Below are 14013 nucleotides of genomic sequence, written 5' to 3' on the forward strand. Positions count from 1 at the left end.
TAATATACACTGCTATTGTTTGTTAACTTCTTTCAACGATTCCAGCTTGTAGTTCGACAAGTAGTCTATGATCTGATCCAGTTCCTTCTTGTCCAATGGAATGTTGCCCATACGGTTGCCTGGCTTCTCTCCTTCGTTGTCTACAAGCCATCTGCGCAGATGATCTTCCACTGCGCTCTGCTCGATTGATTCCTCTGCATTATCACGATTCAGGAGTATACCGCCGACTGCTTCCCTGCTTCCGATACCCTTTAAGTTCGGACCTGCGGATTGAACATTATCTACAGCATGGCAAGTCAAGCAGCTAGTCTTGAACTTATCGGCAACTTCAGCATCGCCCTCGAACGGCTTAGGCTCTGCCAACATCTCATTGACCCAAGCAGTGAACGTCTCATCGCTGACAGCTTTAACCTTGAAGTCCATGTAAGCATGAGAAGGACCGCATAGCTCAGCACATTTACCGCGATATACATTCTCTTTCGGAGCTTCAAGATACATATTATTGAAGTTACCTTCGCGGTTCGTATCCATCTTGCCCGCTAATGCCGGCACCCAGAAAGAGTGAAGCACGTCGGCTGTTCTTAGATTAATCGCGATCTTCTTGCTCGTCGGAATGACGAGATCCTGCGCCGTACGAATACCGAGTTCAGGATACTCGAATTCCCACCAATATTGGTGCGATACCACGTTAACCTTAATCGCATTCTTATCGTTGCTGTAGTCCTCCGCGAAAGCGAACACGTACTTAACCGTTGGTACAGCCAAGATAATGAGCAAAATAATCGGAATAACGGTCCATATCACTTCTAACTTATGACTGCCCTCAACCTGTACAGGTATGTTATTCTGTCCCGGCTTCCGACGGAAACGAATAATAACATAGAAGCAGATAGCGAATACAACGACAACAACCGAAGTCATAATGATAATCGCCAGCTTCATCAGATCGAATTGCTGCTCCGCGATCGGGCCTTGCGGATTGATAGCGGATAGGTCCTCGCGACCGCAAGCGCTAAGGAGCAATACGAGCCCGGCTAACAGAGGAAGGAGTCGTTTCACAGCGTGCCACCGTTTCATCATTGATCAACCCCACTTTTTCCTTTTTCGTAGATCATTGCATGACATGACATCTCGCGTTCTTTCCGATTTCCTCTAGCGATTAGCGGCGTTGGAGATTATGTAGTGAAAGAGAGTATGTATAGTAATCGAAAGCGGACACCTGCTTGACCGATGCGGACATAGAAATGCCCGCGGACATTCAATCCTTCGGGCGTCTGTATGGTCAATTCAAGGTAGATCATCGGCTGAAACACGGATGTTGCAACCCTGTCAATTAATCGAATCACTCACCTAAATATAATTTCCATATTTTTATTTGTCAATGTTTACCGTCGAGTTCACAAAGTGTTCAAACATGGCTCTAAACCGCGCCATATCAACATTTGTAAGCGTTACCAAAAATGAGCCAACCTCTAAAAACCGCTGTCGAACCAAGATGAACACTGTCATTTTCACGCTATTACAAGGATGTTTTTTCCAATGTTTACATGGTTCCGGGCTCATTTATATCTAATAAACGCTCAATAAGTAAAATATATTCTCCCTTGTCACACCCCGTTCTTAATATCGATACGAGAATGTAAGAATATTATTCTATTTGTTCACAATGTTCACAATATTGTAATAATATAAGGGATTTTCTTCATGTACTTCCAACCCCATAACCGTGCAAAAGCATCACACATTATCCCTTGTGTGACTGGCGCTTCGCTTTTTTACCCGGATGGACAGCATGCTTCTTATGCTCGATGAGCTCAGTGAGAATACGTCCACCGGCCGCTGTGACAGCAACTGTATGTTCAAAGTGAGCTCCCCAAGTCCCGTCCACCGTGTGAACTGACCATCCATCCTGCGCTGTCCATACTTGACCTGCCCTGCCTATGGTCAGAATCGGCTCCAGGGTCATCACCATCCCTCGCTGCAGGATCGGACCTGTCCCTGCCAGCCCATCATTAGGCACTTCCGGCGCTTGATGCAGCTCACGTCCGATACCATGTCCAATCATGGACAGCACCATCCCGTACCCCTTCTCACGCGCATAGCGGCCCATCGCCGCCGACACATCCCCCACCGTGCTGCCGACACGAACCTGCTGAATACCGCTCAGCAGCGCCTTATGAGCATGATAGACAAGCTTCTTCACTTCCGGTCGCACCTTTCCGATTGTATAGGTCCAAGCCATATCCGCTAGCCACCCTTTATAATTCACCACGAGGTCGATCGTTACGATATCGCCGGAATGGAGCGGCTGCTCATCAGGCCATCCATGACAGACCACATCGTTTCTAGAAGCGCAGATGGCGAAGGGATAGCTGCGGTAGCCTTTTTGAGCGGGAGAAGCCCCCTGCTTAGCCAGCCATTTATCAACAAATCGGTCGATCTCAAGCGTTGCAACTCCAGGAGCCAGCTTGGACGCTATCATCCGATGACAGTGTGCGGCGATTCTTCCTGCCGCTCGCATCTTCGCAATCTGCTCTGTCGTCTTGATCTCAATTTTCGACATAATCCCACCTCCCCATTCGATGCTTCGCGGTCTAACAGACCTCTTGTAGTCATATTCCATTCATCTGAGTCTTATGACATCCTGACATCCTGACATCCGCGCGCCGCGCTCCGTGAATCAGAATCATGCCTAAACGCAAAGAAAACGTACCGATTAAACGGTACGCCTTCATAAAAATATAATATTATTCTCTTTACTGTACTTACAGCTCGAATTGAACTCTAGGACACACTGGAGTCCATCTTATCCATCTCCAGCTCAACCAATTGAGTTAATTCATCTTCATATCCGCCCATGATCCGATACTTCCGAATGTACTCGCGCACAAACTTTCGAGGGTTCTTCGGCCGGAAAATCTTCGTCATCTCTACCAAGCTTTCTTTCACTTCGTTATGACCTTTTGTTGCCATGAAAATTCCCTCCTAAAGCGTTGTAGGACATGCCCCGCAACCGAGAACTCTTCGGACTTCGCATATAAATGTAATGCTGGAATTCGCAACCTATTTAACCTTTATTATATCATATTCAAACGAACTGCAAAATCAAACTATTAATTTGTAATATTTTTCTAATTTTTAATTGCTAATCCGTACTAATTCCATTCCTATATCAAAAGTACATAAAATTTAAAGTCTTCCGCATGAAGGAATCTAACACACCGTATTCGTCAAACGCATACAAAGGGGTCAAGTTGGAAATGGATGGGACATAACGATATAATAAACTTCAGAATTACAGCTAAAGGAGCTCTACAGGTGAAATCGATTCGCTCATTGGGACTCGGTCCCAACATCTTGCTGCTGGCCGTTATCCTCTTTCTGGTTGAGTTTGTTCGAGGAGCGACATTAATCAGCTTCATTCCCATCTACGGAAAAAATGAGCTGGGCATCAGCCTCTCCGTCATCGGAACAGCAATTACAGCCCACTACCTGACGGATACGGTATTAAAGATAGGTATAGGATACCTGCTCGACCGTTGGTCCGCGCGCATCATTATTAATGTTGGCCTGCTGATATCCTTGATTGGATTAGCTTTATTTCATTGGGGAGATCAGCCTTGGATATTTATCTTTGCTGCAGGGCTTTATGGCGTTGGCATATCGCCTGTGTGGATCGTATGCTTGACCAAGGTCCAAGAAGAACAGCGCGCCGCACAGATGGGTTTCCTATATACCATCTGGCTGGTCGGCATGGGCGCTGGACCGGCAGTGCTGAATGTCATGCTGGATTACTCTGCACAATGGTCCTATGCACTGCTGCTTATTCTGATTAGCGCAGCATGGCTGCTTAGCTTCGCGGTGCCCAGCACTAAAACATCTGGCGCACAGATTAAACAAGCTCCCTTCCATGAGCAATGGGAAGCACTTAAAGAGCGCTTAAAGGCCATGCGGCCGCTTCTGCCTGGAATGGTGCTTCAGACACTCGGAGTCAGCATGCTCGTTCCAATACTGCCTACCTTCGCAGAGCAGAATCTATCGTTAAACAACACACAGTATTCGCTGCTGCTGCTTGTCGGAGGCGCTTGTACCATCGCAGGACTCGTCCCCATGGGGAAATGGTCGGATCGAACGGGACGCAAGCCGTTCTTATACGTAGGCTTTGCTATCTTCGCGATAACGCTGGCCTCTTTATCCTTCTATCCGCCGATCGGGATTGCTTTCCTGTTGGCCGTCATATTAGGTATTTCCTATGCGGCAGTACTGCCCGCCTGGAACGCGCTGCTCGCCTTATATGTTCCACCAGGACAGAAGGGACTGGGCTGGAGCCTGCTCTCAACCGTTGAGGGCATCGGCGTTCTGATCGGACCTGTGCTTGGAGGCTTTCTTGCTGATCTGTGGTCCGTATCCGCTGTGATATGGTTAAGCGCTGGGTTATTCGGCATTATTGCCATTGTATATATGCTGTTTCCTTCCCGTTGGTTCGCAGAACATTAGCGTGTATGGAAGAGCTAGCAGATTGAACTTGGGAAAGGATGTACAATCATGGGAGATTGGTCTCACGACATATGGAATTATGTAAAACACATTGATATGAAGCAAGTTGAATTATGGCTGCAGGAGTACTCCAACCTAGGGCCGCTGCCAGGTATTTTATTGCCATTTGCAGAAGCATTCCTTCCGTTTCTGCCGTTGATTGTATTGGTTATGGGAAATGCGGCAGCTTATGGCTTATGGTGGGGGTTTCTACTCTCTTGGATCGGCGTATGCGCCGGTTCCATCACCGTATTCTGCATCGCCCGCTGGTTCGGTAAAAAGTTCGGAATGTACATTCAGAAGCGGATGCCTGGAACTCAGCGATTCTTTCACTGGATTGAACAGAAAGGCTTTACGCCAATCTTTCTGTTATATTGCTTTCCCTTTACGCCTTCCTCACTGATTAATGTCGCTGCTGGCATAAGTACAGTACCGTTCAGTACATTTGTCGTTGCGGTTATGGCAGGTAAGTCCGTTATGATCTTTATGATCGCCTTTATCGGGCATGAATGGCAGACCTTTATTCACCAACCATGGAGGATCTTGTTCGCCGCCTTTATCTTCTGGCTACTGTGGATGATTGGCAAGAAAGTAGAGAATCGCTATCATCGCGTCTCTTAGGGCATGATCGACTTCATGATCTCCGATGTACGGATAGAAGCTGCTTCTAAAGGGTATGTTAATTGTTAAACAAGCTATTCTAGCCCGGCTAACGCCAATATATGTCTGGGCTGGCTTGCGGTCATCATGACCGGGATTAACGAGATCAGAAAGGAGCAGAACGCGCATGTCGAAAGAAAACGATAAGATGAAGCCTATGAGCCGTGAACCGGTAGAAGTAGATGGCGTGTATGCGAATGAATGGGGACGCGAAGAAGTGCTTCACCGCGGTCAAACATTCCCGTCAGATCCCCAATTAGGAGCAACAGAATGGCAGCTCCAGCAATTTATTTTTGATAATCATCATGAAGGACGAACAGATGAGCGGCTTGTGCCGAAGTCTAAAGATGAAGATCGCACGAATAATACGGACGTTAGTAAACACACAGATCGCGGAGACAAATAAGATAGGGGCAGCCCTGGAAGTAGATCGTTCTACCGAAGGAGCAAGCCCCTTTATACGTTGCAGCTATAAGCGACAGCTCCCTCACTATTAGAGGGAGCTTCATTCATGTTTATATATAACGGCGGATGAGGTTAGAGAGCTCTGACGATGCTCCGTCAGCGCCCAATCGACGCCATTCCGCATTGGGCAAGCGGAATCGGACAAACGATTCATCCATATCCATCGCTTCTGACAGCCAGCTGCTCAAACCGCGGGCACGGCGGTCAATCTGCAGCAACAGCTCCAGTTCATCGCCTCTCGGGTAGAAGATCACTTCCAACTCGTCAAGTTGACCGCGGAAATTCGTAGTAGGAACAAATTCAAATTCCTGAACGAATGGCGCGCCGGCACCCATACGAGATGCGTACTCACACTCCGCATTGCGCAGGCGGAATCCAAGCCGGTTCAAGGCATCGATGACGATGCTTTGCTCTTCGGTAGGAATGATCTCGATTCGGTCGTTATCGCTAGGGTCAATGGCGCTCGGGATATCGAGCTCCGTCTTCAGCCATACAGGCGCTCTTCCGATCGTCAGCGGTGTGTTAGGAGCGAGCCTAATGGCGAATGGCAATTCCTTCGTCTCATTAGCCTGCAGCTCGAAAGCTCCGCTGATCCGAAAGCGATCCAATTCGTAGTTGACCCAATGCTTATGGTCGTTGGACTCCTTTAAATATTGCGTCATCAGCGTTAAGCGAATTCCCTCGACTTGCTGACTGATCTGACCGCCTTTGATCCGCACTATGCCTCGTATCTCATCTCCAGGCGCGTATCGACCTTGCTCCAGCAAAGTATCAACCTTGGCCGCCCCGATGCCAACACTGGCAAGCAAGCGATTAAACATGGACATATAACAACCTCCTGCACGATTGCATATAGAATATTGACGTATGAATGTTCTGTTTAAATTAATGATACGATCACAACTGGTGATTGTTTCATCTTTTTAGTCATTCCTTCTAATACCATTTATGCTATTATGATATAAAATACAAGAATGTATTTAATAGACTCATATAAGGCACAATGGACATTATGGGAGAGGTGCAGCTTGAATTTATTCATAATCAATCCCCGCGCTGGCAACGGCAATGGTCTTAACGTGTGGTCGTTAGTAGAGCGCGAGTGCAAGAAACAAAGGGTACCTTATGTGGCATACTTATCTGACAGCCCAGAGGAAGCAGAAGATCGAGTGTGTACTCACCTTGAGCAATATCCGAATTCGGTTGTCGCGGTAATAGGCGGGGATGGAACGATCCATCGATTGCTGTCTGTTATTGAGCAAAGAAGCGGTATTCTCGCTATTATACCCGCCGGCTCGGGCAATGATACAGCCAGAGGCTTCGGCATTCCGATGGACCCGCTAGGAGCTCTGCGAGTCATCGTTCAAGGCAAGATTCAACAGGTAGACATGCTGAAATCACACGGGAGATGGACCTTAACCGCGCTAGCAACCGGCTTCGATTCAGCCGTAGCCGATGTTGTGAACCGAAGCTTCTACAAGCGCTGGTGCAACAAGCTGAGACTCGGTCCAGTCGCCTATCTGATCGGCATTATTCATACGCTGTTTACGTTCAAACCGACATCGATGAGCATCCGAATCGATGATGAAACGGTCACCTTAGACCGAATATGGCTCGCCGCCATCTCTAATGTGAATTCCTATGGCGGGGGCATTCGCATCTGTCCTGAGGCAAGAGCAGACGACGGCTTACTCGATATGTGCATCGTGCATGGCTGCAGCAGAATGACCCTTCTTCGCTTGCTCCCGACCGTATTTACAGGCAAGCATGTCAACCTGCGCTATGTCACGATGAAACGAGGCAGACGCATTCAGGTCAAGCCGATCAGCGAGGTCATCACATTTGGCGATGGAGAACAGGTTGGAGTCGGCACATTCGAAGCGCAGCTGCATCCGAATCAGCTCAGCATGTATGTCCCATAAATTGTTTTGTTTCACAGAGTCGACATGAAGGTTATAATGCATAAGTATTTAAGGAATGGAAGGATGAATTAGAAATGGGAGAGGTTAAACAATCCAAGATTAGATCATTAGCCACGGAATTCAAGGAATTCGCGATGCGAGGCAACGTTATCGATCTCGCGGTCGGTGTTATTATCGGTACTGCATTCAACAAGATCGTTACATCTATAGTAAATGACTTAATTATGCCTCCAATCGGAAAGCTTCTCGGCAATGTCAACTTTAAAGACCTAGTGCTTCCGCTTGACGGCTCTAAGGTTCCATCGCTGGCATATGCGCAAGAGCACGGTATCCCTGTCATCGCTTACGGTAATTTTATTAACGTGCTGATCGATTTTCTGCTAGTGGCATTGTCCGTGTTCTTCCTCGTGAAAGTGGTCAACATGCTGAATCGTAGTCGCACTAAGAATGAACCGGCTGTACAAGCCGAGCCGACAACGAAGAAGTGCCCTTATTGCATCACCGAGATTGCGATAGAAGCAACTCGCTGTCCGCATTGCACATCCACACTGGAGCAAGCAGCAGTAGGATCTAAATCCTGATAAACGCTGCACATATTCATACCCTGGATAAGAAGACCGCCCTGAATCATGCTTCCATCGAAGCGAAATAAGGCGGTCTTCTGTATATTCTTATATAGAACGGCTATTGCGCTGCATCATCGATTCAGCCAATGCCTTCAATTGCATATCAGGTGTAAAGGTCTCCTCACCCGTATCCATCTTCTTAACTACAATCTTGTTCCAATCTACACCGCTCGAAGCTGGCACATACTCATAATGTTCCGCATCGTCTATTTTAACAGGATACCCCATTATTCGAAGCATGTCTTGGACTTCTTCCACTGTCGGCTTCTTGCCAGGCTCAATCATGACCAATCCGCGCAGCTTGGATATTTCTCCACCGTTCTCGTGTACCTCAAAGTGAACAATACATTCTGCCACTCCTACTCCTCCTCACATGATATCTGTTATCGAGTGACTTTAGATTGACTACTTCTTACTATAACCATCTTCATGCAGTCACAATCTAAGAACTCATGGTATAGAAGGTGATACGGTTGAGAACGAGTAACGTTGCAGATACTTCCTACAAGCAAGTTGTAAATTCGACACTTTATGCACTAGGAATTGGCTAAATAGCCTCGCCGACGAGTTAAGCTCCAAGATACGGATCAATCAACTTTGAAAAATGGGGCCCCACATTGGCGCGCATCTCATCGTCCATCACCTGTTCCAACTCATACAAGATAATATCCTGTATAAAGTGGCTTAACACAAGCTCCGTGACGGCAGGATGATCCGTCATCAGTGCCTTCGTGTAACGTCCATCCCCTCGCATGCCGATAAGCGTCTTCCGACGATCAATGATCGCGACGAAGCGATGTGCTGCAGATGCGGCGCCAGCATAGATATCCGGCATAAGTGCCTCCGCTCTGCGGGCTTCCCCTTCTTCGTTCGACAATGACCACAACACCTTGACTCCGCGGCTCTCCGCCAGTCTAAGCTCGTCCTGCACGATTGCCGCATCTTGCGGAGCGGCATCAACGATAATTTCTGTTTCTGCCTGCGATAAGCTTCGCTTAAGCGTCTCTAGAACCGACTTCTCCCCTTCTACACTGAAGAAGCCACCTTCATCACGCAGCCCAACAGGCATATGCGATTCCACATATTCGAGAGATTGCTGCATACGCTCGCTCATCATGGCAGTCAACTGACGCACATCCAGCGCTTTGTAATAGGTAGGATCTCCTTGAGTCACCAGGATATATCCATGATCAACAAGACGCTGCAAAGCGGCATATACATTGGATCGAGACACGCCTAATTTTTTGGCAACTTCATAACCTGTCATCATTCCTTGTTCAGACAGTGTTATCATGATCTTGGCTTCCATCTCTGTAAATCCAACAGAGCGTAATTGTCGAATAAGATCATTCATCTGGCTGAAGCCTCCTCTCTCGATGTGGTTCTAGGTGGTGCGAGGTGCCAGAAATCGCACTAAATAAATGGCGTGCCGCAGCGCTCACACCATTTGGCCTCTGGATCAGCCTGTGCTCCGCAATGCTTGCAGATTTTCTGCTTCGGTTCGGCCTTGCTCTCCGTCTGATGTCGATTGGCTCTTAGCAGCGGCTCCTTCTCAGGGAAATTCCATGTCCAAGCATTCTCCTGCGCATGTCCATTGATTGTGGATCCGGCAGAGCGCTCCTGCTGCTTCAGCTCTTCTTCCGCCCGGACTGCGGAGTACCCCGGAAGAGACTGCTCATCTTCACTGTTATAGTAGTGAACAGCTTCTTCCTTATACTCAATTGGCTTTATAGCAGTATCATTATGGCGGTACGGAAGCAGTTCCTGAACCCCAAACTCCTCAGTTGGTTCCATCGCCGCAGCCATCTCATGCGTGAACTTCGGCGGATCAGGCAGCTTAGACCCGCATTTCGCGCAATAATTAGCTTCCCAAGCGGCAGTCTGACCGCAATCGCATCGCTTCTCATTGCGAAGCTCGCAGCGTTTCCACTCCAGCTGATCGATTTCTTGTTCGAGCTCCATACTCTCCTTAGCTAATTGCTCAATCTTCGATAAAAGAGATTCCATGTCCTGCTCTTTATATGCTTCGAAGGCTAGATAGCCGATTTCATATGTATTGTTCTTCAATTCCTTCAATCGGTTGTCGATTTGAGCTTGTACTCGGTTCAGCTCCATTACAACTTGCGCTTTCTCTGATGCCTTCGACGCGCCGTCTTTTACCTTTTGCAAGAAACGATTCATACGTCATTCTCCCTTCCCAATCGAATTGGTCACGTTAAATTTACTATTATATCTGGTAGAAATGCAATAACCATTAATCGGATTCTTTCTACACTGAAACGAAGTCCACTCCGGACATACGACGTTCAGTCCTCCTTCCTCCCCTTCTGTCTAACGCTTATCCCTTAGGACAACGTATGCTGCCTTCTGTCAAAACATGTTTATCGCGACACTCCCCTCATTCCATAGAATGCCGTTATAATAGAGAAGTTGTGCACATGTAATGGAAGCTGCGTGCTTCCTGAATATAGGATTGAGGATTGCATCAAACAAGAAGCTGGAATTGACATGAAAAGGAGGAATGTTCAGTTGAATCCCTCTTCATCTTCTCCCTCCACGCGAACGCGGGAGGGGCAGCAAGCCGCTAATATACCGCTTGCTGTATGGACTTGCAGGCCAAGCGGCGTATCCGCCACGGCTAAAGCGCCGAGCGCTGGCATATCTGCAGCCAGCGGGGCTGAGCGCGCGACCGCGCCTAGCGAGCTGGATGCGCGCTACTTCCGCGCGCTCGAGGCACGCGGCTTGGCCCTGCACGCCGCGCAGCGCGAGGCCGTGCGGCATGCCCGCGGCCCGCTGCTCTGCCTAGCAGGCGCCGGCTCGGGCAAGACGTCGGTGCTGACCGCGCGAGCCGGCTACCTGCTTGCCGTGCACGGGGCAGCGCCAGAGGCGCTCTGGCTCGTCACGTTCACCAACAAGGCGGCGGCCGAGATGCGCGAGCGCCTCAGCCGCCTGCCGGGCGTGACCGCCGCCATGGCGCGGCGCGTGCAGGCGCGAACGTTCCATTCGTTCGCGCTTACCCTGCTGCAGGCTTACGTGCCGCCGTTCAAGCTCCTGGCGGAGGAACGCGCCCGCCATGGCTTTATGCGCCGCGTCATACGGGAACTCGGTCTGCAGGATAACCTGCAGGCCGAGACCGTGCTTGCGGCGCTGTCCGCGCTCAAGTCGCGCGGAGAACAGCCGTCCGAATGGAACACGGACGGCCCCGCTGAGCGCGAGATGCAGCGCGCCATGCTGCGCTTCGAAGCTCAGAAGCGCGAGCGCGGGCTGAAGGACTTCGACGACCTGCTGCTCGATACATTGGAGCTGCTCGACAACGACAGCGAGTTAGTGGCCAAGCTGTCGCGGCGATTTCAATATGTAATGGTGGACGAGTATCAAGATACGACACCCATCCAGCTTCGCCTGCTGAAGCATATAACGACGAAGCACCATAATCTCGCCGTGTTCGGCGACGATGATCAAACGATCTATACGTTCAACGGCGCCAATCATCGCTACATCACCGGCTTCAAGGATATGTATCCCGACGCGCAGCAGGTGACGCTGGATCGAAACTTCCGCTCCACACCCGCCATTATTGGCTTAGGCAATGCCGTAATCCAGCATAATAAGGAGCGGCTCGCGAAGACGATGTCCTCCGTTCACCCTGGTGAACATCAACGTATGCCTGCCTACCTGCGTCCAAGCGATGCCGAACAGGAAGCGGAGCTGATCACGGCACGGATACGCGAGCTCGTGGAGAAGGAAGGACGCAGTTATAAGGATATTGCAGTGCTGTACCGTACGGCTAACGCGAGCCGCGCAATGGTGGAGCACTTGACGATAAGTGGCATCCCCTTCGTTCAATACGGCGCGGAGCCGTTATTCTACGATCATGCGCTCGTGAAGCCGCTGATCGATCATCTGCGACTCTCTCTGAATCCGCGCGAATTCGATGCTCTAGGCAGCGCGATAGCCGCCCTATATGTCTCGCGCGAATCCGGACTAACTTACGTCAAGCAGGCGGAACAGAAGCGAGCGAAGAAATATCCGCTCGTTCATCTGGAGTCCTGTCCAGGATTAGCTCCCTTCCAGCAGGACGCCATCAAGCCGCGAATTCGTTATATCAAGAAGCTCGCGATGATGAAACCGCATCTCGCCGTCCGCGATATGCGGCGAGAGTTCTATGATAAATATACAACAGCCTTGAGCGGGGTTAAAGCAACAGCCTATCAGGAAGCCGCCGCCGAAACGCTGGAAGAGCTCGAAAGCGCGGCGAAGCGCTTCGATACCGTAGCGGCGTTTCTCGCTCATATCGACGAGCTGCGCTCGCTGCAGCAGAGCCGCGCGCACAGTCATCACACCTCAACTCGAGATGAAGATGCTCTAACGTGCATGACGATTCACCGGGCGAAGGGGCTTGAATATCCTTGTATCTTTCTACTAGGTGTTACGGAAGAACTGCTGCCCCATCGCTCATCACTGAAAGACAAGCCTCCAGCAGAGAAAGAAGCATCTTCTGCCATCCGCTCTCAAGCACGAGATACGAGTGAAGCCCCTAACGACGCTGCTGTACTGCAGGAAATGCTTGAAGAAGAGCGGCGACTATTATATGTAGGGATAACGCGTGCCAAAGAAGAACTGTACGTCAGTTCTCCCGCTCTGCTGCACGGCAAGAAACAGGAAATCAGCCGTTTCTTGACTGAGGCTTGGAAGGGTGACAGTTCCAAATGATGACTGTGTTTTGTCATAAGCATATGTTATCCGTTACAATGAAGGTAACAGCATTCTAAACAGCGTCATAGACAGTAGTAATGAACAATCGTGGAAACGCCGCATTAGAAGGAGTGGATTCAAGACATGTCCAGGCCCGATTTGATCTTAAAACAGTATGAAGAAGTGAAGCAGCTGCCAGCTCTGTATGAACTGGCTCTTGAAGAATTAGAAACAAAGTTTAAGGTGATACAGGCAGAGTGGAAGATAAAACACGGATATTCCCCTTTCGAACATATTAAGACTCGAATCAAGGAACCGAACAGCATCTTTAATAAGATGCAGCGCAAAGGGTTCCCCCTCTCGCTCGACACAATCGTGAACCAGATCTACGATGTGGCAGGCATGAGAATCGTATGTGCTTTCGTAAAGGATATCTATCTGATCCTCGAGCATATGAAGACGCGCGAAGATATCCGCATCTTCGAGATCAAGGACTATATCGCGAATCCGAAGCCCAATGGATATCAGAGCCTGCACGTGATCGTCCAAGTCCCGCTGATTCTATTTGAAGAAACACGTTGGGTTTTTGTTGAGATTCAGCTGCGCACATTGGCCATGGATTTCTGGGCGAGCCTGGAACACATCATATTTTACAAGTTCGATCAGCATGTTCCGCCTCATGTCACGAAAGAATTGACCGACGCGGCGCGCGCGGTAGATGAGCTGGACCGCAAGATGCTTCAGCTTCGCAAGGAGATCCTGTCCTATAATCAAGAAGAGTGGCTATCGAATGACTCTAGTACGAGTACAATTGCTGAGTTTGCCCGATTAAAAGAACTTATAAAATAAGCTGAATAATCACGAATCATTCTGCACATGATATTGCTGACGCTAGGGAAGTCATCCACTTTACCGGCGTCCTGATGACCATGCCATAGATGTGGCGTTATCACTCGGCTTAGGCTGAGTCTTAACGACTTCTGAAGCATATGGTCAAATGTCTAATGGGTGTTGAACTTGAGATTCGGCATCCATTAGCCCAACAAATAAGCCCGCCCACGGTAAGAACCGTGATGCGGGCTTATTTTATGTCCAGATAAATCCGTGCT

Annotated in this window: 14 protein-coding genes; 7 read left to right on the forward strand and 7 right to left on the reverse strand. The window is 49.2% G+C overall.

Features of this window, described 5'->3' with window-relative positions; genetic code table 11:
- Positions 1–12: 12 nt before the first annotated feature.
- The 3 genes from coxB to AC3WTP_RS08455 all read right to left on the reverse strand — a co-directional run bounded on the left by coxB (position 13) and on the right by AC3WTP_RS08455 (position 2973).
- Positions 13–1080, reverse strand: coding sequence for a cytochrome c oxidase subunit II (coxB, locus tag AC3WTP_RS08445; RefSeq protein WP_492394150.1), 1068 nt, complete (start codon positions 1078–1080; stop codon positions 13–15).
- Positions 1081–1744: 664 nt separating this feature from the next.
- The gene (map, locus tag AC3WTP_RS08450; protein WP_492394151.1) at positions 1745–2563 is read right to left on the reverse strand and encodes a type I methionyl aminopeptidase; all 819 of its coding nucleotides are present in this window, start codon (positions 2561–2563) and stop codon (positions 1745–1747) included.
- 221 nt (positions 2564–2784) lie between these two features.
- Positions 2785–2973, reverse strand: a complete 189-nt coding sequence (locus AC3WTP_RS08455) for a hypothetical protein (RefSeq protein ID WP_492394152.1) — start codon at positions 2971–2973, stop codon at positions 2785–2787.
- Between the two features lie 345 nt (positions 2974–3318).
- On the opposite strand from AC3WTP_RS08455, the gene AC3WTP_RS08460 reads away from it, so the two are divergent.
- The 3 genes from AC3WTP_RS08460 (at position 3319) to AC3WTP_RS08470 (ending at position 5602) form a co-directional block, all read left to right on the forward strand.
- A complete protein-coding gene (locus AC3WTP_RS08460; protein WP_492394153.1) occupies positions 3319–4497 on the forward strand; it encodes an MFS transporter in 1179 nt (392 codons plus the stop codon).
- A gap of 48 nt (positions 4498–4545) precedes the next feature.
- The gene (locus AC3WTP_RS08465) at positions 4546–5157 is read left to right on the forward strand and encodes a TVP38/TMEM64 family protein (RefSeq protein WP_492394154.1); all 612 of its coding nucleotides are present in this window, start codon (positions 4546–4548) and stop codon (positions 5155–5157) included.
- A gap of 166 nt (positions 5158–5323) precedes the next feature.
- A complete protein-coding gene (locus AC3WTP_RS08470) occupies positions 5324–5602 on the forward strand; it encodes a transposase (RefSeq protein ID WP_492394155.1) in 279 nt (92 codons plus the stop codon).
- Between the two features lie 109 nt (positions 5603–5711).
- Here AC3WTP_RS08470 and AC3WTP_RS08475 read toward each other — a convergent pair whose 3' ends face one another.
- Positions 5712–6488, reverse strand: a complete 777-nt coding sequence (locus AC3WTP_RS08475; RefSeq protein ID WP_492394156.1) for a sporulation protein — start codon at positions 6486–6488, stop codon at positions 5712–5714.
- Between the two features lie 201 nt (positions 6489–6689).
- On the opposite strand from AC3WTP_RS08475, the gene AC3WTP_RS08480 reads away from it, so the two are divergent.
- Both AC3WTP_RS08480 and mscL read left to right on the forward strand, forming a co-directional pair.
- Positions 6690–7583, forward strand: coding sequence for a diacylglycerol/lipid kinase family protein (locus AC3WTP_RS08480; RefSeq protein WP_492394157.1), 894 nt, complete (start codon positions 6690–6692; stop codon positions 7581–7583).
- Between the two features lie 74 nt (positions 7584–7657).
- On the forward strand, positions 7658–8164 hold the full coding sequence (mscL, locus tag AC3WTP_RS08485) for a large conductance mechanosensitive channel protein MscL (protein ID WP_492394158.1): 507 nt from the start codon (positions 7658–7660) through the stop codon (positions 8162–8164).
- A 90-nt stretch (positions 8165–8254) separates the two neighbouring features.
- Here the strand turns inward: mscL and AC3WTP_RS08490 are convergent, their stop codons facing one another.
- The 3 genes from AC3WTP_RS08490 to AC3WTP_RS08500 all read right to left on the reverse strand — a co-directional run bounded on the left by AC3WTP_RS08490 (position 8255) and on the right by AC3WTP_RS08500 (position 10390).
- Positions 8255–8566, reverse strand: a complete 312-nt coding sequence (locus AC3WTP_RS08490; protein ID WP_492394159.1) for a dipeptidyl aminopeptidase — start codon at positions 8564–8566, stop codon at positions 8255–8257.
- 211 nt (positions 8567–8777) lie between these two features.
- Positions 8778–9563: a TrmB family transcriptional regulator gene (locus AC3WTP_RS08495; protein WP_492394160.1), complete on the reverse strand. Its 786-nt coding sequence runs from the start codon at positions 9561–9563 to the stop codon at positions 8778–8780.
- Between the two features lie 59 nt (positions 9564–9622).
- Complete coding sequence (locus AC3WTP_RS08500; protein WP_492394161.1) at positions 9623–10390, reverse strand: hypothetical protein; 768 nt, start codon at positions 10388–10390, stop codon at positions 9623–9625.
- 348 nt (positions 10391–10738) lie between these two features.
- On the opposite strand from AC3WTP_RS08500, the gene AC3WTP_RS08505 reads away from it, so the two are divergent.
- Positions 10739–12922, forward strand: coding sequence for an ATP-dependent helicase (locus AC3WTP_RS08505; protein WP_492394162.1), 2184 nt, complete (start codon positions 10739–10741; stop codon positions 12920–12922).
- Between the two features lie 126 nt (positions 12923–13048).
- Positions 13049–13753, forward strand: coding sequence for a GTP pyrophosphokinase (locus AC3WTP_RS08510; RefSeq protein ID WP_492394163.1), 705 nt, complete (start codon positions 13049–13051; stop codon positions 13751–13753).
- Positions 13754–14013 lie beyond the last annotated feature (260 nt).

This window comes from Paenibacillus sp. EB106-04-04-XG159, assembly GCF_058791835.1.